The sequence below is a fragment of the Pseudomonas marvdashtae genome (assembly GCF_014268655.2).
GTDB lineage: Bacteria > Pseudomonadota > Gammaproteobacteria > Pseudomonadales > Pseudomonadaceae > Aquipseudomonas > Aquipseudomonas marvdashtae.
The window spans coordinates 405,431-425,125 of sequence record NZ_JABWQX020000001.1 but is presented as its reverse complement, the minus strand read 5'-3'; the positions used below and the strand labels follow the sequence as shown (position 1 = coordinate 425,125).

Annotated in this window: 16 protein-coding genes; 11 read left to right on the top strand and 5 right to left on the bottom strand. The window is 60.4% G+C overall.

Translation table 11 applies throughout. The features are described from left to right. Window positions 1-108: 108 nt before the first annotated feature. Both HU742_RS01975 and HU742_RS01970 read right to left on the bottom strand, forming a co-directional pair. Window positions 109-738, bottom strand: coding sequence for a response regulator (locus HU742_RS01975; protein WP_186641180.1), 630 nt, complete (start codon window positions 736-738; stop codon window positions 109-111). A gap of 69 nt (window positions 739-807) precedes the next feature. Continuing rightward, window positions 808-3,204: a PAS domain-containing sensor histidine kinase gene (locus HU742_RS01970; protein ID WP_186643529.1), complete on the bottom strand. Its 2,397-nt coding sequence runs from the start codon at window positions 3,202-3,204 to the stop codon at window positions 808-810. Between the two features lie 74 nt (window positions 3,205-3,278). Here HU742_RS01970 and HU742_RS01965 point away from each other — a divergent pair, with 74 nt between their 5' ends. Then, on the top strand, window positions 3,279-4,274 hold the full coding sequence (locus tag HU742_RS01965; RefSeq protein ID WP_186643528.1) for an alpha/beta hydrolase family protein: 996 nt from the start codon (window positions 3,279-3,281) through the stop codon (window positions 4,272-4,274). A 24-nt stretch (window positions 4,275-4,298) separates the two neighbouring features. Here the strand turns inward: HU742_RS01965 and HU742_RS01960 are convergent, their stop codons facing one another. Genes HU742_RS01960 through HU742_RS01950 form a run of 3 tightly spaced genes read right to left on the bottom strand, consistent with a single transcriptional unit; the run spans window position 4,299 to window position 6,761 of the window. Continuing rightward, on the bottom strand, window positions 4,299-5,066 hold the full coding sequence (locus HU742_RS01960) for a TerB family tellurite resistance protein (protein ID WP_186643527.1): 768 nt from the start codon (window positions 5,064-5,066) through the stop codon (window positions 4,299-4,301). A gap of 1 nt (window position 5,067) precedes the next feature. Further along, on the bottom strand, window positions 5,068-5,739 hold the full coding sequence (gene murU / locus HU742_RS01955; protein ID WP_186643526.1) for an N-acetylmuramate alpha-1-phosphate uridylyltransferase MurU: 672 nt from the start codon (window positions 5,737-5,739) through the stop codon (window positions 5,068-5,070). Beyond that, window positions 5,736-6,761, bottom strand: coding sequence for an aminoglycoside phosphotransferase family protein (locus HU742_RS01950; RefSeq protein ID WP_186643525.1), 1,026 nt, complete (start codon window positions 6,759-6,761; stop codon window positions 5,736-5,738). Before HU742_RS01950 ends, murU begins: the two co-directional genes overlap by 4 nt. A gap of 130 nt (window positions 6,762-6,891) precedes the next feature. Between HU742_RS01950 and HU742_RS01945 the strand changes: the two genes are divergently transcribed. From HU742_RS01945 to HU742_RS01900, 10 genes are all read left to right on the top strand, one after another. Beyond that, window positions 6,892-9,690 carry an LPS-assembly protein LptD gene (locus tag HU742_RS01945; protein ID WP_186643524.1) on the top strand — a complete coding sequence of 933 codons (2,799 nt, stop codon included), beginning with the start codon at window positions 6,892-6,894 and terminating at the stop codon, window positions 9,688-9,690. Next, the gene (surA, locus tag HU742_RS01940; protein WP_186614319.1) at window positions 9,671-10,987 is read left to right on the top strand and encodes a peptidylprolyl isomerase SurA; all 1,317 of its coding nucleotides are present in this window, start codon (window positions 9,671-9,673) and stop codon (window positions 10,985-10,987) included. The genes HU742_RS01945 and surA overlap by 20 nt, the downstream gene beginning before the upstream one ends. Further along, window positions 10,984-11,973 carry a 4-hydroxythreonine-4-phosphate dehydrogenase PdxA gene (gene pdxA / locus HU742_RS01935; RefSeq protein WP_186643523.1) on the top strand — a complete coding sequence of 330 codons (990 nt, stop codon included), beginning with the start codon at window positions 10,984-10,986 and terminating at the stop codon, window positions 11,971-11,973. The genes surA and pdxA overlap by 4 nt, the downstream gene beginning before the upstream one ends. Further along, window positions 11,970-12,788 carry a 16S rRNA (adenine(1518)-N(6)/adenine(1519)-N(6))-dimethyltransferase RsmA gene (gene rsmA, locus HU742_RS01930; RefSeq protein ID WP_186641169.1) on the top strand — a complete coding sequence of 273 codons (819 nt, stop codon included), beginning with the start codon at window positions 11,970-11,972 and terminating at the stop codon, window positions 12,786-12,788. The genes pdxA and rsmA overlap by 4 nt, the downstream gene beginning before the upstream one ends. Window positions 12,789-12,896: 108 nt before the next feature. Next, on the top strand, window positions 12,897-13,277 hold the full coding sequence (gene apaG, locus HU742_RS01925) for a Co2+/Mg2+ efflux facilitator ApaG/CorD (RefSeq protein WP_186641168.1): 381 nt from the start codon (window positions 12,897-12,899) through the stop codon (window positions 13,275-13,277). Then, entirely contained in the window at window positions 13,277-14,152 is an 876-nt protein-coding gene (locus HU742_RS01920; protein ID WP_186641166.1) for a symmetrical bis(5'-nucleosyl)-tetraphosphatase, read from the top strand. Before apaG ends, HU742_RS01920 begins: the two co-directional genes overlap by 1 nt. Window positions 14,153-14,186: 34 nt before the next feature. Then, complete coding sequence (glpE, locus tag HU742_RS01915) at window positions 14,187-14,516, top strand: thiosulfate sulfurtransferase GlpE (RefSeq protein ID WP_186641164.1); 330 nt, start codon at window positions 14,187-14,189, stop codon at window positions 14,514-14,516. 299 nt (window positions 14,517-14,815) lie between these two features. Then, complete coding sequence (locus HU742_RS01910; protein WP_186641162.1) at window positions 14,816-16,738, top strand: PrkA family serine protein kinase; 1,923 nt, start codon at window positions 14,816-14,818, stop codon at window positions 16,736-16,738. Between the two features lie 113 nt (window positions 16,739-16,851). Then, complete coding sequence (locus HU742_RS01905; RefSeq protein ID WP_186643522.1) at window positions 16,852-18,123, top strand: YeaH/YhbH family protein; 1,272 nt, start codon at window positions 16,852-16,854, stop codon at window positions 18,121-18,123. Further along, entirely contained in the window at window positions 18,120-19,685 is a 1,566-nt protein-coding gene (locus tag HU742_RS01900; RefSeq protein ID WP_186641160.1) for a SpoVR family protein, read from the top strand. The genes HU742_RS01905 and HU742_RS01900 overlap by 4 nt, the downstream gene beginning before the upstream one ends. Window positions 19,686-19,695: the final 10 nt, after the last annotated feature.

Here is a 19,695-nt window from a genome sequence, read left to right as displayed (position 1 = left end):
TGCAGTGGCGAGTTTCAAGCGCCAAGCTGCAAGCAGGGGCGAACGCGCGGTTGGGGCGTGTCGTAAATGGATATGCCGGCACATCTTCCTCTGGGATCAACGCCAGCGTTAAAGCAACTTGTGCTCCATCGCGTATTTCACCAACTCGGCCAGTGAAGTGATGTTGAGCTTTTGCATCAGCCGCGCCTTATGGGTACTGATGGTCTTGCTGCTCAGGGCCAGTTGCTGGGCAATTTCGTTGACGTTGGCGCCTTGGGCCAAGCGTTCGAAGACCGAGAATTCGCGCTCCGACAACAGCGAGTGCAACGGCCGCGCGTCAGTCAGGCCCACCTCGAAGACCATACGGTCGGCCAGGTCCGGATCGATATATCGACCGCCGGCCGCGACCTTGCGAATCGCCATCAACAACAAAGCCGGATCGCTGTCCTTGGTGGCGTAGCCAGCGGCGCCGACCTTAAGCGCGCGAGCGGCCATCTGCGCCTCGTCATGCATCGACAACACCAAAATCGCGGGCGGATTATTCAACGCACGAATCCGCGGGATCGCCTCCAGGCCGTTGACGCCGGGCATCGAAATATCCAGCAGCACCACTTCGCAGGGCACGTGTCGCAGGGTCTCAAGTAATTGCTCGCCATTGCTGGCCTCCCCGACGACAACCAGATCCTTGGCCAGGCCGATCAGCTGCTTGATGCCCTCACGGACGATGGTGTGGTCTTCGGCTACCAGTACACGGATCACAGTGTTCTCCAGATTCAGGATTTCGTCGCGAACGGGTTCGCAATGGCTACTTTACGCTCGGCAAGCCCATCAGGCCCCATGCAATGGCACCCGCACCGCGAGGGTCGTCCCCTCCCCCGGCTCGCTTTCCAACGACAACTGTCCGCCCATGATCAATACGCGCTCGCGCATGCCGACCAGGCCAAAGGACGTCGGCCGGTCTGCGCAAGCAATAAATCCTACACCGTCATCGCTTACCGTCAGGCACAACTGGTCGCCTTGCTGCTCCAGCGTCACCTCCACGGTATGCGCCTGGGCATGGCGCATGACATTGGTCAGTGCCTCCTGGAGGATCCGGAACAGGCCGATGGCCTTGGCGTCGCTCAGGGGCGGCAGGTTGTCCGGCACCTGCACCAGGCACGGAATCTGCGTGCGCGCCTCGAAACGCCGAGCCTGCCATTCGATGGCCGAGGCGATACCGGCGTCCAGAATCGGCGGGCGCAACGCAGTCGCCACGTCCCGTACCAATTGGAACAACTGGGCGATCAGGCGCTTCATGCTGTTGAGCCGTTCCTGCAGGCCAGGATCCAGTTGGGCGTAGGCCAGCTCGCACATGGAGGTTTCCAGTTTCAGCACCGTCAGCATTTGTCCCAGCTCGTCATGGACTTCGCGAGCTATGCGGGCCTTTTCCTCTTCCCGAACGCTTTCCAGGTGTGCCGATAGCTCGCGCAATTGTTCCCGGGAACTGGCCAGCTCCAGTTCGATGCGCTTGCTTTCAGTGATGTCCCAGACGATGCCGTCCCAGACGTAGGCGCCATCTTCCAGGCGACGCGTGATTGCCTTGATCTCGGCCCAACGCTCCTGGCCTTCACGGGTCAGGATACGACCTTGCCACGACCAGTCACTGTCACTGTCCAGCGCCAGGTCCTGGGTGCGGTGATAATTGGCCTTGTCCTGCGGGTGCACCAGGCTGCGCAACCCGGTGTCGCTGCGGGCCAGGGTGGCGGGGGAATAACCCACCAGGCTTTCGCTACCTTCGCTGATGTAGGCAAAGTCGATCTGGCCGGTAACCGGCGCCCGCTCCAGGCGAAAGACCAGGCCTGGGACGTTGGCGGCAATGCCCTGCAACCGCGCCTCGCTTTCGCGCAGCGCCGCCAGTGCGCGACGGCGCTCGGTCACATCATTGAGGTAGACCACCAAGTACTCGGCGTCGCGAAAACGCAGGAAACTCAAGGAAACGTCGGCCGGCAGGATGCTGCCATCGGCGCGCACGCACTCGGTCTCGAAACTCGGCGGCCCGTCTTCGCTGGCCCGAGCGCGCTTCCACAGGTTCAGCCAACGGTCCATGTGCAGGCCCGGCTCGAAGTCGATCAACGGCCGGTCGATGATCGCACCCGGCGCATAGCCCAGCATGGTTTCGGCTGCGCGGTTGGCGTAGCGCACGTGGCTGTCCCAGTTGACCCACAGAATGCCGACGGTGCTTTGATCGATGGAAAATTGCGTCAGGCGCAAGGCCTCTTCGCTGGCGGTGCGCTGGACGATATCCTCCCGCGCGGCACGCAGGCGGCGTTCCAAGCCTCGTTGCTGGCGGCGCTGCCAGAACCCAATGGCCACGCTGCTCAGTAGCAGGGCCAGCAGCAACAGGGTCAGGTTCTGCCAGAAGCCCGGGGTCTCGGTCAGGCGCGGGTATTTCGGTTTTAGCCAGCGGCTGTGCAATTGCTCCAGATCCTTGGCCGGAATGGCCTGCAGGGTAGCGTCGACAATCCCGGCCAGCTCCGGCCAGTCTCGACGCGTGGCCACACGGAGCAACTGCGGCACGCCGATGTCGCCCACCACCACCAGTTCGGCGAATTCGGGCTCGACCATCAGCCGCCCCAGCTGCGCCTCATCGATCACTGCGTATCGAGTCTGCTGGGTCAGCAGCAATTGCAAGGCCTCCCGCTCCATCGGCACGCCCTGGAGGTTGAGCATCGGGAAGTTGCTGCGCAGATAGTCTGCCGTGGCACTGGGCATGCGCACGGCAACGCGGGCCTGAGGATCAAGCTTTTCCAGCTCCACGCCCTCGGCGCCTTTCTGCGCACCGACGATCAATTGCGGCACGCGCATATAAGGGTCGGAGAACTGCCAAAGCCTGAGCCCGACCGGGGTCTGGGTCAGGCCTGGGGCGATATCCACTTCGCCGTCGCGCACCGCGGCTTCCAGTTGCGTCACGTCTTGAAAATTGCGCCAGGTCAGTTCGACATCCAGGGCCTTGCCCAACCACTGCATCAATTCGACATTGGTACCGGATAGACGCTGCAGGCGCCGGTCGTATTGCGCGTAGGGCGCCTGCAACACCAGGCCGACCCGCAGCTGTGGATGCTGCGTCAACCATTGGCGCTGCTCAGCGCTCAATTGCACGCCGTGGGTCTGCGGCGCGGGGGCAGCCCACGCCATCAAGGGAAGCCATAAACAGCCGATAACCCACAGGCAGCAAAAACGCATCATCGAAGTCTCACGCACTGACAAATACTGACCAACCCATTAGGCTGCCGGAAATACTTCTGGTCATGGAATATCCGATGCCCTCTGTTTATCGCCTGGCATTGCCAGCATTGTGCCTGTCGTTGATCCTGCCGAGTGCATTTTCTGTACAGGCTGGCGAACCAGCGCCCGCCGCGGCGGAACAATCCACCGAGGCGAAACCGGTCGAACGCCAACCCTTGCTCGAGCGTAGCCAGGAAGAAGCGCTGGCGCTTGCACGAACAGTCCCGCCGCAGGAACAACAGCAGCTACAAACCGGCAGCGATGCTTTTCTCGCCCTGTGGAAACCCGCCAACACCAGCGACCCCAAGGGCGCCGTCATCATCATCCCAGGCGCCGGCGAAACCGCGGACTGGCCTCAGGCAATCGGCCCGTTGCGCAAAAAACTGCCCGACGCCGAGTGGAGCAGTCTGACTATCACGCTGCCGGACCTGCAAAGCGACGTCATCGCCCCCCGCACGGTAGAAGCTTCGCCGCAGACCAAGCCGGCCGACGTGGTTGCCGCCGCGCCGGACGCCACCACCGCAGCGCCAATCGAGCAAGTTGCAGGAGGCGAAGCCGACGCGGCAGACCCGGCCGTCGCCGAAACCGGTGAAGAACATGCAGGCGCCGACGCCGAGCGTATTTTCGCGCGCATCGATGCGGCATTGGCCTACGCCGAACAACAGAGCTCGCGCCGTATTGTGCTGCTGGGCCACGGCACCGGGGCCTATTGGGCAGCCCGCTACCTTAGCGAAAAGCAGCCGGCGCAAATCGAACGCTTCGTGATGGTTGCGGCCCAGACACCCGTCGCCACCAAACCCGGCCTGGCTGAACTGACGCCAACCCTGAAGTTGGCGACCGCCGATATCTTCTATATGGACAAGCCGCTGGACCGCAACGCGGCGCTGGAACGCTTGCAGGCGAGCAAGCGGTTGAAGGGGGCAAACTTCAGCCAGGTCGCCCTCAAGGCCTTGCCGAACCCATCGGCGGAGCAGGAGCAGCTGTTTCGCCGGGTTCGGGGTTGGTTGAATCCCCAAAGTCCAGGGGAATAAGGGCTGATTCTCGCGCCGCAGAGGCTAACGGAAATCCCGCCGTTCGCGAATCAACCGATAGGCATTGTGCAATTCCCTGGTCCTGTCGGTCGCTTCACGCACCTGCAACGGAGTCGCCCCGCTGCCGGCGATCTTGTCCGGGTGATGGCGACTGAGCAGGCGACGGTAAGCCCGCTTGATTTGCGAGGGTTCGCTGGTGGCGCTAACCCCGAGCAACCGCAGCGCTTGCTGATAGGTCACGCCGCTGCTGGGCTGAGACAATCTCTGCGGTTCGTAATCCATGGCCAGCGCCTGGACCTGCTGCGGCGTCCAGCCCAGCCACTTGCCCCACCGGGCAAGCAACTCGCGCTCATCGGCGCCTGCTCGGCCATCGGCCCAGACCATCCGCCAGCAAGCCCTTAGCACGCCCTCTGCCGCGTGGGGCTGAGTGGCGAGGCGACGCAGATAACCGCGCAAACGATCATTCTCCGACTTGCCTCGGTTGAACGCCGCAATGGCGCGACGTTGCGCCGACTCGCTCAGGTCAAGCGCGCGCATTTCCTGGCGAGCCTGCTGGATGTGCCCATCGACAACCCGTCCGTCGCTCTTCGCCAGACGACCCAACAATACAAACAACAATTCATCGTTACGCAACGCCGGGCGCCCGCCCAGGCGTTCACGCAGTTGCGCCCAGCTGTGCAGGTCCAAGCGCCGATCCAGCGCCTGGCCCAACAACGCGCCGAGCATGGCCCCCGGGATGCTGGCTATGGCAAAGCCCGCTCCCGCTCCGATCAGAGTCCCTGGCCACCACATATCAACGGCTCGCTTCTATCAATGTTTCAACCTGCGTCAAACGTTCGTGGGTTCCGACATCTATCCAATGCCCTTCCAGGCGCTCGCCACTGACCTGCCCTTGCGCGATGGCGTTGCGCAGCAACGGCGCCAGCTTGAACGCGCCGTCCACGCAACCGTCGAACAACCGTGGATGCAACACAGCGATGCCGCTATAGGTCAGTTTGTCGGCAGCCGACGCCCCTTCATGAACCGTTCCATCGGCCAGAACGAAATCGCCACCGGGGTGATGCGCAGGATTGGCCACCAACACCAGGTGAGCCAAGCCGTCGAGCGGCCGGCGCAAGGCGCTGAAATCGAAATCGGTCCATATGTCGCCATTGACCACCAGGAACGCTTCATCGCCCAGCAACCCAAGCGCACGGAAAATTCCGCCACCGGTCTCCAACGGCTCGCCTTCCGGGGAATACGTTATGCGCAGGCCAAACCGCGAACCATCCCCAAGATGGTCTTGGATTTGTTGGCCGAGCCAGGCGTGATTGATCACGATCTCGCTGAACCCGGCGGCGGCCAGCGCCCGCAGGTGATATTCAATCAAGGGGATGCCGGCGACGCGGATCAGCGGCTTGGGCGTGGTCAGCGTCAAGGGGCGCATGCGCTCGCCCTTGCCCGCCGCCAGGATCATCGCCTTCATGCGGTCGCTCCATTCGATTGCCGCAGACTGCAAAGCAACTCATCGAGCGGCGCCAGTTCCGGGCGACGAACGATGACCGCTTCTATATAAGCAAAGAAGCGCGGCACATCGCCCAGGTAACGCGGCTTGCCATCACGATGACAGATGCGTGCGAAGATCCCGATAACCTTCAGATGGCGCTGCACACCCATCAAATCGCTGGCTCGCAAGAAATCCTCGAGATCCGGCTGGACGGGAATGCCGAGGGCGCCGGCCTGCTGCCAGTAATCCTCCAGCCAGCCGCGCACGCGCTCTTCGGGCCAACTGAGGAAGGCGTCCTTGAACAGGCAGGTCACGTCGTAGGTCACCGGACCATAGACCGCATCCTGGAAATCCAGCACGCCAGGATTCGGTTCACTGAGCATCAGGTTGCGCGGCATGTAGTCGCGGTGCACCAGCACTTTGGGCTGGGCCAGGGCGCTGTCGATCAGCAGATCACTGGCCTGTTGCCAAAGCTGTTGCTGGGCTCCATCGAACTCGATGCCCAGCTCGCGCTTGACGTACCACTCAGGGAACAGTTCCAGCTCGCGACGCAGCAACGCAACGTCATAGCTGGGCAACGGGGCCACCTTCGGCAGTTGCTGAAAAGCCAGCAAGGCTTGCAGGGCATCACGGAATAAATCGTCGGCATTTTCGTCGCTGATTACATCCAGATAGGTCTGGTTGCCCAAGTCATTGAGCAAAAGAAAACCGCGCTCAAAGTCCTCGGCATAAATTTTTGGCACGTTGATGCCGGATTTTGCCAGCAAAAAAGCGATATCCACGAAGGGTTTGCAGTTTTCCTGGGGCGGTGGCGCATCCATGACGATCAAACTGCGCCCCTCGCCTTCCCAGCGGAAATACCGCCGGAAACTCGCGTCACTACTGGCGGCGGTCAACGTGGCCGGGGGTACGGCGCCCCAGCCCTGTTGATTGAAAAGGATCGGCAGCTGTTCATCGAGCCAAACTTTCAGGTGTTGCAAGCGTACATCTTGGTCGGGCATTACAAGGGTCTCCGACGGCGCTAGCCGTCAAGCGGGTCATGCTTTATTATCCAGCATCTTTTTCAGACCATCGAGAGGCGTGCGGCCCACACCGCGGGCAGATGGCACGCAGGAAGCCCGGACTAATAAGATGGCATTGAAATCCCCCGCGTTTCGTAAAAAATTTCCGTTGCTGGTCACCGGCAGTCTGCTGGCCCTGCAACCCCTGGCCTCTTCATTCGTCGTCGCGGCGCAGCAGTATGACTGCTCCGTCTCCGCTTCGGGTGCCTGGGACTGTTCACCCAAGACTCCGGCCGCCGCATTGCCGCCGCGTCCCGTGCATGAAGGCAGCGCGGTCGCCGACAGCGGCAGCGCCCCGGCCGAGAGCGGTTCAAGTGAAGAAGCCGGCGAAAAACCGATGCTCGTCACCGAAGCCAAGGGCCGAGGCCTGAAGTCGCGCAGTGCAGACTACAGTCACCTGGACTGGGTTCCGCGCGAAAACCTCACGCCTGCGCAACTGGCTGAAACCGGCCCTTACTGCGCCGGCGCGTATATCGAACCGACGCGCCCCGGCATGAACGACAAGACGGCCAAAAGCGACGCCCCGACGTTCCTGGGCGCCAAGGCTTCGCGCTATGAGCAGGAACAGCAGGTGGCAACCCTCGCCGGTGACGTCGTCATGCGCCAGGGCAGCATGCAGGTCGAGGCCGACGAGGCCAGCCTGTACCAGGCCGAGAACCGCGGCGAGCTGAACGGCAACGTGCGCGTGCGTGACAACGGTGCGCTGATTGTCGGCGATCACGCCGATGTGCAGTTGGACACTGGCGAAGCCAAGGTCGACAACGCCGAGTACGTGATGCACAAGTCGCGTATCCGTGGTAACGCCCTTTATGCGCGCCGCGCCGAAAACGCGATCATCCGTCTCAAGGACGGTACGTACACCACGTGCGAACCGGGCAGCAACGCGTGGTCGCTCAAGGGCAACAACATCACCTTGAACCCGGCCACCGGTTTCGGCACCGCGACCAACGTGACGCTGCGAGTCAAGGACATTCCGGTCCTGTATACGCCTTACATCTACTTCCCGATCGACGACCGCCGTCAGTCCGGCTTCCTGCCGCCGACCATCGGCAGCGGCAGCGATACCGGCTTCCTGCTGGTCACTCCGTACTACTTCAACCTGGCACCGAACTACGACGCCACGTTGTACCCGCGCTACATGAGCAAGCGCGGCCTGTTGATGGAAGGCGAATTCCGTTACCTGACTCCGACCAGCGAAGGTCAGTTCGGCGCCGCGTACCTCAACGACGAAGAAGACGAACGCGCCAAGCAGTCCGACTACAGCAAGACCCGCTATATGTACAACTGGCAGCACAAGGGCGGCTTGGATTCGCGCGTGCTGACGGAAGTCGACTACACCAAGATCAGCGATCCGTATTACTTCCAGGATCTGCAGACCGATCAGATTGGCGTCGAGTCCAAGGACTATGTGAATCAGCAGGGTGTGGTCAGCTATCGCGGCGACAACTACACCGCGCGGCTGAATGCCCAGGCTTACCAGATGGCGACGATTTCGAAGATCACGCCATATAACCGCCTGCCTCAGATTACCTTCAACGGCTCGCTGCCCGACCACCCGTATGGCCTGGACTTCGCTTACAAGACTGAACTGGTGCGGTTTGATCGTGATTTGCGGACCGGTGACTACACCGACGAAGACGGTAATACTGATCCGTTCCTTGACAACAACATCCGCGGTTTGGCCAGGGCTAATGGCGACCGCCTGAACCTGGCACCTGTAGTCAGCCTGCCGATGACGGCAAGCTATGGCTATATCAAACCGTCGCTCAAGTACCAGTACACCCAATATGACCTGGACTTGGATAGCAGAGGCCAAGCACAGGTTGCTTCGCAGAGCGCCGAAGCTGACCGCCTGCGCGGCACCTACAGCAGTAGCCAGAGCCGTGGTGTTCCGATCGCCAGCATCGACAGCGGCCTGTATTTCGACCGCGATACCCAATGGTTCGGCAGCAACTACCGCCAGACCCTGGAACCTCGCCTGTTCTACCTCTACGTACCAGAGAAGGACCAGAGCGATATTCCGGTGTTCGATACCAGCGAATCGACCTTCAGCTATTCCTCGCTGTTCCGGGACAACCGCTTCACCGGCTCCGACCGTGTCGGCGACGAGAACAAGCTGTCCCTGGGCGTGACCAGCCGCTGGATCGAAGAAAACGGCTTCGAGCGCCAGCGCATCAGCGTCGGCCAGGCCCTTTATTTCAAGGACCGCGAAGTCCAACTGCCGGGTATCGACTTCAAGACACGTGAAGACGCCAAGTCGGACGTTTCCCCGTACGCGTTGGAATACGAATTCCGCTGGAACCGCGATTGGCGCACCACGGCTTCCTACAACTGGGACCCGGACACCCACAGCCCTCGCTCGGGCAGCGCGATGTTCCACTACCAGCCTGAGGACAACCCGAACAAGGTCATCAACGCCGGTTACCGCTATCGCAACGACCAGGTCCGCTACGACGAGGCCACGGGTCAATGGCAAGTGGGCGGCGGCGACTACGGTACGCCGGGCACGCCTGGCTACGTGAAGGACTACTACAAGATCAAGCAGCACGATTTCTCGGTCATCTGGCCGATCGTGCCGCAGTGGAACGCAATCAGCCGCTGGCAGTATGACTACAACCGCAACCGTACCCTGGAAGCCTTCGGTGGTTTCGAATACGACAACTGCTGCTGGAAACTGCGCCTGATCAACCGTTACTGGGTCGACTATGAAGAGTTCAGTCAAGCCGCCCCGGAAAACGAAAAAGGCGACCACGGCATCTTCCTACAAATTGTTCTGAAGGGACTCGGCGGCCTGACCGGCGCCAAGGTAGAGAGCTTCCTCGACAAAGGCATCCAAGGTTATCGTGAACGTGAAGATCAAGCTTTCTGATTGTCTGCGCCCGCTGATGCTGGGCGCGTTGTTCCTGGGTACCGCGGCAAACGCCGCGGTACAGTCCATCGACAAGGTAGTGGCCATCGTCGACAACGACGTGGTCATGCAGAGCCAGCTGGACCAGCGGGTCCATGAAGTGCAGCAAACCATCGCCAAACGTGGCGGCGGCTTGCCACCACCCGGCGTGCTGGACCAGCAGGTGCTCGAGCGTCTGATCGTCGAAAACCTGCAACTGCAGATTGGCGAACGCTCCGGCATCCGCATCACCGATGAAGAACTGAACCAGGCCGTTGGCACCATTGCCCAGCGCAACAATATGACCATCGACCAGTTCCGCGCCGCCCTGGCCCGCGACGGCCTGTCTTTTGACGATGCCCGCGACCAGATCCGTCGCGAGATGATCATCAGCCGGGTACGTCAGCGCCGCGTGGCAGAACGCATCCAGGTGTCCGAGCAGGAAGTGAAGAACTTCCTGGCTTCCGACCTCGGCAAGATGCAGCTGTCCGAGGAACTACACCTGGCAAATATCCTGATTCCTACGCCGGAAAGCGCCAACTCCGAAGCAATTCAGAGTGCTTACCGCCAGGCGATGGACGTTTACCAGCAGCTCAAGCAAGGCGCTGACTTTGGCCAGATGGCGGTAGCCCGCTCGGCCAGTGAGAACGCCTTGGAAGGCGGCGACATGGGCTGGCGCAAGGCCGCCCAGTTGCCACCTCCGTTTGACCGTGAGCTCAGCACCATGGCCGTGGGCGACATTACCCAGCCGGCCCGCACCCCTGGCGGTTTCATCATTCTGAAACTGTTGGAAAAACGCGGTGGCGGTACCCAGGTGCGTGACGAAGTGCATGTTCGCCATATCCTGATCAAACCCAGCGAAATCCGCAGCGAAGCCGAGACCCAACGTCTGGCTGAAAAGCTGTACGAGCGCATCACCTCGGGCGAAGACTTCGCGGAACTGGCGAAGAGTTTCTCGGAAGATCCCGGATCAGCCCTGAACGGCGGCGACCTGAACTGGGTCGACCCGAACGCGCTGGTTCCCGAGTTCCGCCAGGTCATGGCCGAGACACCGCAGGGCCAGCTGTCCAAGCCGTTCAAGAGCCCTTATGGCTGGCACGTACTGGAAGTCCTTGGCCGCCGCGCCACCGACAGCACCACCCAGGCACGTGAGCAGCAGGCGATGACGGTATTGCGTAACCGCAAGTACGACGAAGAGCTGCAAACCTGGCTGCGTCAGATTCGCGACGAAGCCTACGTTGAGATCAAACTCCCTGGTGCAGACCAGGCAGCGCAGTGAAACCCAAGCGTTTCGCGCTGACCCCCGGCGAGCCCGCCGGCATCGGTCCCGACCTGTGCCTGCTGCTCGCCTCGCAAGCCCAGCCGCACCCCCTGATCGCCATCACCAGCCGCGACCTGCTCCTTGAGCGGGCCGCGCAGCTGGGCGTGGCCATAAACCTTTTATCGGTGGCGCCAGACGCCTGGCCGGATGCCCCGGCGCCTGCCGGCAGCTTATATGTCTGGGATACGCCCTTGGGCGCCCCGGTCACCGCCGGACAACTGGACATTGCCAACGCGGCGTTCGTCCTCGAAACCCTGACCCGCGCCGGCCAAGGCTGCCTGGATGGGGCATTCGCCGGCATGATCACCGCGCCGGTGCACAAAGGGGTAATCAATGAGTCGGGCATCCACTTCTCCGGGCACACGGAGTTCCTGGCCGACCTGACCCACACCTCGCAAGTCGTGATGATGCTTGCCACCCGAGGCCTTCGCGTGGCCCTGGTCACCACTCACCTGCCCCTTCGGGACATCGCCGATGCAATCACGCCGCAACGCCTGGAAAGGGTCACGCGGATATTGCACGCCGACCTCAAGGAAAAATTCGGCATCGCCCGGCCTCGCATCCTGGTGTGCGGACTGAACCCCCATGCCGGCGAAGGCGGACACCTGGGCCGTGAAGAAATCGACATCATCGAACCTACATTGGAGCGCTTGCGCAGCGAGGGCATGGACCTGCGTGGCCCGCTGCCTGCCGACACTCTGTTTACTCCCAAATACCTGGAGCACTGCGACGCAGTGCTGGCGATGTACCACGACCAGGGCCTGCCCGTGCTGAAGTACAAAGGCTTCGGCGCAGCGGTCAACGTGACCCTGGGCCTGCCGATCATCCGCACATCCGTAGATCACGGCACAGCCCTGGACTTGGCCGGCAGCGGCAAGATCGACACCGGCAGCCTGCAAGTCGCGCTGGAAACCGCCTACCAGATGGCCGAGACCCATTTATGACCGAGCAATACCAACACCGCGCACGCAAGCGCTTCGGCCAGAACTTCCTGCATGACGCGGGTGTGATCGACCGGATCCTGCGCTCCATCAACGCCAAGCCCGATGATCGTTTGCTCGAGATCGGGCCGGGCCAGGGCGCACTGACCGAAGGCTTGCTCGACAGCGGCGCGCAACTGGACGTGGTTGAACTGGACAAGGACCTGGTCCCGATCCTCAACCAGCAATTCGCCGGCAAGAGCAATTTCAACCTGCATCAGGGCGACGCGCTGAAGTTTGACTTCAACAGCCTGAATGCAGCGCCGGGCAGCCTTCGAGTCGTCGGCAACCTGCCGTACAACATCTCTACACCGCTGATTTTCCACCTGCTGAACAATGCCGGCCTGATTCGCGACATGCACTTCATGCTGCAAAAAGAAGTGGTCGAGCGACTCGCCGCCGGTCCTGGCGGGGGCGATTGGGGTCGTTTGTCGATCATGGTCCAGTACCATTGCCGGGTCGATCATCTGTTCAACGTAGGCCCCGGCGCGTTCAACCCACCGCCGAAAGTCGACTCCGCCATCGTCCGCCTGGTGCCCCATGCAGTCCTGCCGCACCCAGCCAAGGACCATCGCCTGCTGGAGCGCGTTGTGCGCGAAGCCTTCAATCAGCGTCGCAAAACCTTGCGTAACACCTTGAAGCTGTTGCTCAGCAGCGCCGAGATCGAAGCCTCCGGCGTCGACGGCAGCTTGCGCCCCGAGCAACTGGACCTGGCGGCGTTCGTACGCCTGGCCGACACGCTCAGTGAACAGGTGGCGCCCAAGGCCGACGCCAGCTGACGAGCCAAGACGCTATCGGGCAGTACGCCGGTCTGGTCTACTACCCGATACTTGGCCTAGACTGACCTCTTCAGTTACGCCCGCGTCCCGCTTCTAAGGCCTTTTTGCATGTCCGATCCTCGTTATAAGGTCGACGTCAGCGTCGCCACCCGCTTTCTGGCAGAACAGTCGCAACCCGAGCACAACCGTTTCGCCTTCGCCTACACCATCACCGTGTGCAACAACGGCTCGCTACCGGCCAGATTGCTCTCGCGCCATTGGGTTATTACCGACGGCGACGGCCATGTCGAGGAGGTCCGTGGCGACGGCGTGGTTGGCCAGCAGCCGCTGATCGACGCGGGCCAGAGCCACAGCTACAGCAGCGGCACCGTGATGACCACCCAGGTCGGTACGATGCAGGGCACCTACCAGATGTTGGCCGAAGACGGTAAACGCTTCGACGCCATCATCAAGCCCTTTCGCCTGGCGGTGCCCGGAGCCTTGCACTGATGGCGACGTATGCGGTCGGTGACCTGCAAGGCTGCCTCGACCCGCTCAAGTGCTTGCTCGAACGGGTCGCGTTCGATCCCCAAAAAGACACGCTCTGGCTGGTGGGCGACTTGGTCAATCGGGGCCCGCAGTCGCTCGAAACCCTTCGTTTCCTCTATGGCATCCGTCAGTCGCTGGTGTGCGTGCTGGGCAATCATGACCTGCACCTGCTGGCCGTCTGGCGGAATATCGAGCGCTTGAAAAAGTCCGACACATTGAGCGAAATCCTCGATGCCCCGGACTGCATCGAGTTGCTCGAATGGTTGCGCCAGCAAAAGCTCATGCACTATGACGAGGCGCGCAATCTGGCGCTGGTCCATGCCGGCATCCCGCCCCAGTGGTCACTGCGCAAGGCATTGAAATGCGCCAGCGAGGTCGAGCAGGCGTTGCGTGACGACAACCTGTTCGGCCCATATCTGGACGGCATGTACGGCAATGAGCCAGTCAAGTGGGACAATGATCTTACCGGCGCGGCGCGCCTTCGTGTCATCACCAATTACTTCACCCGCATGCGCTTCTGCACCCGCGACGGAAAGCTTGATCTCAAGGGCAAGGAAGGCATCGAAACCGCGCCGCCCGGCTACGCGCCGTGGTTCAAGCACAAGGAACGCAAGACCCGGAACCTGAAGATTATCTTTGGACATTGGGCTGCGCTTGAGGGTCAAAGCGACGAGCCTGGCGTCTTCGCCCTCGATACCGGCTGCGTCTGGGGCAGCGCGATGACGCTGATGAATGTCGACAGCGGCGAGTTGCTGCGCTGCGATTGCGCCGAAGACGGCCACGCCAAACCTCAACAACCGACCATTGCATCATTGCCGGCCGGCACCGCCGTTTGATCGGCGCCGCGCTTCAGGCCACAGGAGTTTTTTCATGACCGAATTCAAACGTATTCCTCCCGAGCAGGCCCAAGCCCTGCGTGAGCAAGGCGCAATCGTCGTCGACGTACGCGACCCACAGACCTATGCCGCAAACCATATCCCGGGGTCGAAACACCTGGACAACCATTCCATCGCCGATTTCATCCGTGCCGCCGACCTGGATGCGCCTACCGTTGTAGTCTGCTACCACGGCAACTCCAGCCAGAGCGCAGCGGGTTACCTGGTCAGCCAGGGCTTCAGCGATGTCTACAGCCTGGACGGCGGTTTTGAGCTGTGGCGCGCGACTTATCCTGGCGAAACAGCGCAAGGCACCGACGAATAATTTTTTATGCCGGCCAAGCCCGCATGAACCGTGGGCTTGGGCGATGGCAGACGAACGGTCTGCCACAACTAATTACGTATTCAACCTTTACCTCTCCGATTCCGAACTATCCTTAGCCTCAGGCCATCCAAAACAGGGGAGAGCCGGTACACCGGCGCGCGGGTCATCGGGAGTCAGCTTTCAGGAGCGTACATTCTTGAAAGCATTCTGGGGGGTAAACGGCAGCTGGGTTCCCAGCGGCTGTCCAGCATCGACTGATTGATCCGACACCGGCTCCACGTATCGAGCGAGGTGACGTCATGAGTATTTTTAGCCACTTCCAGCAACGTTTCGAGTCCACGCGGCAGGAGGAGTGCTCGCTGCAGGAATACCTCGAACTCTGCAAGCAGGACCGCAGTGCCTACGCATCGGCCGCGGAGCGTTTGTTGCTGGCCATCGGAGAACCGGAACTGCTGGATACCTCGGCCAACTCGAGGCTCTCGCGGATCTTTTCCAACAAAGTGATCCGCCGCTACCCGGCCTTTGCTGACTTCCACGGGATGGAAGAATGCATCGAACAGATCGTGTCCTATTTCCGCCATGCCGCCCAAGGCCTGGAGGAGAAGAAACAAATCCTCTACCTGCTCGGCCCCGTGGGCGGCGGCAAATCGTCCCTGGCCGAAAAACTCAAGCAACTGATCGAGAAGGTGCCCTTTTACGCCATCAAGGGCTCGCCAGTCTTTGAATCCCCACTGGGGCTGTTCAACGCCACCGAGGACGGCGAGATTCTCGAAGAAGACTTCGGCATTCCTCGCCGTTACCTCAATACCATCATGTCGCCATGGGCCACCAAGCGCCTGGCCGAATTCGGCGGTGACATCAGCCAGTTCCGCGTGGTCAAGCTCTATCCGTCGATCCTCAATCAGATCGCGGTGGCCAAGACCGAACCCGGGGATGAAAACAACCAGGACATTTCGGCCCTGGTGGGTAAAGTCGATATTCGCAAGCTCGAGGAATTCCCGCAGAACGACGCCGACGCCTATAGCTATTCCGGCGCGCTGTGCAGGGCCAACCAGGGCCTGATGGAATTCGTCGAAATGTTCAAGGCGCCTATCAAGGTGCTGCACCCACTGCTCACCGCCACACAGGAAGGCAACTACAACAGTACCGAGGGCCTGGGGGCTATCCCGTTCACCGGCATCCTGCTGGCTCACTCCAACGAGTCGGAATGGCACACCTTCCGCAACAACAAGAACAACGAGGCCTTCATCGATCGGATCTACATCGTCAAGGTGCCGTACTGCCTGCGGGTTTCCGATGAGGTGAAGATCTACGACAAGCTGCTGTTCAACAGCTCGCTGTCCAAGGCCCATTGCGCGCCCGACACGCTGAAAATGCTTGCCCAGTTCACCGTATTGTCGCGCCTCAAGGAGCCGGAAAACTCCAACATCTATTCGAAAATGCGGGTGTACGACGGCGAGAACCTCAAGGACACCGATCCAAAGGCCAAGTCGATCCAGGAGTACCGCGACAACGCCGGGGTGGACGAAGGGATGAATGGCCTGTCGACGCGTTTTGCGTTCAAGATCCTGTCCAAGGTCTTCAACTTCGATCCCCATGAAATCGCCGCCAACCCGGTCCACCTGTTGTACGTGCTCGAACAGCAGATCGAGCAGGAACAGTTCCAGGCGGAAACCCGCGAGCGCTACCTGCGTTTCCTCAAGGAGTACCTGGCGCCCCGCTACATCGAGTTCATCGGCAAGGAAATCCAGACTGCCTACCTGGAGTCCTACAGCGAATACGGTCAGAACATTTTCGACCGTTATGTGCTGTACGCGGACTTCTGGATCCAGGACCAGGAATACCGCGATCCGGAAACCGGCGAGATCCTCAACCGCGTGGCCCTCAACGAGGAGCTGGAAAAAATCGAGAAACCGGCCGGCATCAGCAATCCGAAAGATTTCCGCAACGAGATCGTCAACTTCGTGCTGCGTGCCCGGGCCAACAACAACGGCAAGAACCCGACGTGGCTCAGCTACGAGAAATTGCGGGTGGTCATCGAGAAGAAAATGTTCTCCAACACCGAAGACCTGCTGCCTGTAATCAGTTTCAATGCCAAGGCCAGCAAGGAGGACCAGCAAAAACACAACGACTTCGTTACACGCATGGTCGAACGTGGCTACACCGACAAACAGGTACGGCTGCTCTCCGAGTGGTACCTGCGGGTCCGCAAATCGCAATAAGCAGCGGCAAGCTTCTCGCCACAAGCTGCAAGGAACAGCGCCTGAGCCGTGGGCTCGACGGTGCTTCGCTTGCAGCTTGGAGCTTACGACTTGAAGCTCCCCCGGAGGGGCCTATGAGCTATGTGATCGACCGACGCCTGAATGGCAAGAACAAGAGCACGGTAAACCGCCAGCGGTTTCTGCGGCGCTACCGTGACCACATCAAGAAAGCCGTCGAAGAGGCGGTCAGCCGGCGCTCCATCACGGACATGGAACACGGCGAACAAATCAGCATTCCCGGTCGCGACATCGACGAGCCGGTGCTTCACCATGGTCGCGGTGGCAAGCAGACTGTCGTGCATCCTGGAAACAAGGAATTCACCAGTGGCGAGCACATCCCTCGGCCACCCGGTGGAGGCGGTGGCAAGGGGCCCGGCAAGGCCGGCAACTCTGGCGAAGGCATGGACGAGTTCGTGTTCCAGATCACCCAGGAGGAATTCCTAGAGTTCATGTTCGAGGACCTGGAACTGCCGAACCTGGTCAAGCGCAACCTGACCGGCACCGACACCTTCAAGACGGTGCGTGCCGGTATCAGCAACGAAGGCAATCCATCGCGTATCAATATAATCCGCACCCTTCGCTCGGCCCATGCCCGACGCATCGCGCTGTCGGGCAGCAGCCGGGCAAAACTGCGCGAGGCCAAGGAAGAATTGGCTCGCCTTAAAAGAGAAGAACCTGACAACTTCGGCGACATTCAGGACTTGGAAGCGGAAATCGAGAAACTCAGCGCCCGCATCCATCGCGTACCGTTCCTCGATACCTTCGACCTCAAATACAACCTGCTGGTAAAGCAACCGAATCCCAGCTCCAAGGCGGTAATGTTCTGCCTGATGGACGTGTCCGGTTCCATGACCCAGGCCACCAAGGACATCGCCAAGCGGTTCTTCATCTTGTTGTACCTGTTCCTGAAACGGAACTACGACAAGATCGACGTGGTGTTCATCCGCCATCACACCAGCGCCCGGGAAGTCGACGAAGAAGAATTCTTCTATTCCAGGGAAACCGGCGGCACCATCGTTTCCAGCGCCTTGAAGCTGATGCAGGAAATCATGGCTGAACGCTACCCGGCCAACGAGTGGAACATCTACGCGGCCCAGGCGTCCGACGGTGACAACTGGAACGATGACTCGCCCATCTGCCGGGACATTCTCATCAACCAGATCATGCCGTTCGTCCAGTACTACACCTACGTGGAAATTACCCCACGCGAACATCAGGCCCTGTGGTACGAATACGAACGCATCGCCGAAGCTTTTTCCGATACGTTTGCCCAGCAGCAACTGGTCTCGGCCGGGGATATCTACCCGGTCTTCCGTGAACTCTTCCAGCGCAGGTTAGTGACATGACCGCCAAAAAAGAGCAGAAGCGCCAGCCTATTTCCACTGGCTCCGAGTGGACATTCGAGCTGATCCAGGCCTACGACCGCGAAATCAGCCGTATCGCGGACCGCTATGCATTGGACACCTACCCAAACCAGATCGAAGTGATCACCGCCGAGCAAATGATGGACGCCTATGCATCCGTCGGGATGCCGCTGGGTTACCACCACTGGTCCTACGGCAAGCATTTTCTCAGCACAGAGAAATCCTACAGTCGCGGCCAGATGGGGCTGGCCTACGAAATCGTGATCAATTCCGACCCTTGCATCGCGTACCTGATGGAGGAAAACACCATCTGCATGCAGGCGCTGGTAGTGGCTCACGCGTGCTATGGCCACAACAGCTTCTTCAAGGGCAACTACCTGTTCCGCACCTGGACCGATGCCAGCTCGATCATCGACTACCTGGTGTTCGCCAAGCAGTACATCATGCAATGCGAAGAGCGCCACGGGATCGATGCGGTGGAAGACCTGCTGGATTCCTGCCATGCCCTGATGAATTACGGGGTGGATCGCTACAAGCGGCCATATCCGATTTCCGCCGAGGAAGAACGCCGCCGCCAGAAGGACCGCGAGGAGCATCTGCAAAAGCAGATCAATGATCTGTGGCGGACCATTCCCAAAGGCGCCGACAAGTACAGCGAGAAAGACAACGCACGCTTCCCGGCCGAGCCCCAGGAAAACATCCTGTATTTCATTGAAAAACACGCGCCGCTGCTGGAGCCCTGGCAGCGGGAAATCGTGCGAATCGTGCGCAAGATCGCCCAGTATTTCTATCCGCAACGCCAAACCCAGGTCATGAACGAGGGATGGGCGACGTTCTGGCACTACACATTGATGAACGACCTCTACGACGAGGGCCTGGTCACTGATGGTTTCATGATGGAGTTCCTCACGTCCCATACCAGCGTAGTGTTCCAGCCAGGCTTTGACAGTCCGTATTACAGCGGTATCAATCCTTACGCGCTGGGCTTTGCCATGTACCGCGATATCCGACGCATGTGCGAAAACCCAACCGACGAGGATCGCCACTGGTTCCCGGAAATCGCCGGCTCGGATTGGCTGTCTACCATCAAGTTCGCCATGAGCAGCTTCAAGGACGAGAGTTTCATCCTGCAGTATCTTTCACCCAAGGTAATCCGGGATCTCAAGCTGTTCAGCATCCTGGACGATGACCAGAAGGACGACCTGCTGGTGCCCGCCATCCATGATGAGGGCGGTTATCGCACCATCCGAGAGACCTTGGCGGCGCAATACAACCTGGGCAACCGCGAGCCCAACGTGCAGATCTATAGCATCGACCGTCGCGGGGATCGGTCCCTCACGCTGCGTCATCAGCAGCACGACCGTAAACCCTTGGGTGAATCGACTGACGAGGTACTCAAGCACCTGCATCGTCTTTGGGGATTCGACATTCATCTGGAAACCTTGCAGGGCGATCAAGTGATGAAAACCCACCATGTCCCCCCACGAAACGAACAAGCCGAAGGAGACTATGGGCGCCTGGACTTGGCCGTTATTCATCTTTGAACTGCGCTTT

Bases quoted from the DNA above. Each gene is read 5' to 3' on its own strand.
- HU742_RS01970 (WP_186643529.1), bottom strand. From the start codon at position 3,204: ATGATGCGTTTTTGCTGCCTGTGGGTTATCGGCTGTTTATGGCTTCCC.
- HU742_RS01965 (WP_186643528.1), top strand. From the start codon at position 3,279: ATGCCCTCTGTTTATCGCCTGGCATTGCCAGCATTGTGCCTGTCGTTG.
- HU742_RS01960 (WP_186643527.1), bottom strand. From the start codon at position 5,066: ATGTGGTGGCCAGGGACTCTGATCGGAGCGGGAGCGGGCTTTGCCATA.
- murU (WP_186643526.1), bottom strand. From the start codon at position 5,739: ATGAAGGCGATGATCCTGGCGGCGGGCAAGGGCGAGCGCATGCGCCCC.
- HU742_RS01950 (WP_186643525.1), bottom strand. From the start codon at position 6,761: ATGCCCGACCAAGATGTACGCTTGCAACACCTGAAAGTTTGGCTCGAT.
- HU742_RS01945 (WP_186643524.1), top strand. From the start codon at position 6,892: ATGGCATTGAAATCCCCCGCGTTTCGTAAAAAATTTCCGTTGCTGGTC.
- rsmA (WP_186641169.1), top strand. From the start codon at position 11,970: ATGACCGAGCAATACCAACACCGCGCACGCAAGCGCTTCGGCCAGAAC.
- apaG (WP_186641168.1), top strand. From the start codon at position 12,897: ATGTCCGATCCTCGTTATAAGGTCGACGTCAGCGTCGCCACCCGCTTT.
- HU742_RS01920 (WP_186641166.1), top strand. From the start codon at position 13,277: ATGGCGACGTATGCGGTCGGTGACCTGCAAGGCTGCCTCGACCCGCTC.
- glpE (WP_186641164.1), top strand. From the start codon at position 14,187: ATGACCGAATTCAAACGTATTCCTCCCGAGCAGGCCCAAGCCCTGCGT.
- HU742_RS01910 (WP_186641162.1), top strand. From the start codon at position 14,816: ATGAGTATTTTTAGCCACTTCCAGCAACGTTTCGAGTCCACGCGGCAG.
- HU742_RS01905 (WP_186643522.1), top strand. From the start codon at position 16,852: ATGAGCTATGTGATCGACCGACGCCTGAATGGCAAGAACAAGAGCACG.
- HU742_RS01900 (WP_186641160.1), top strand. From the start codon at position 18,120: ATGACCGCCAAAAAAGAGCAGAAGCGCCAGCCTATTTCCACTGGCTCC.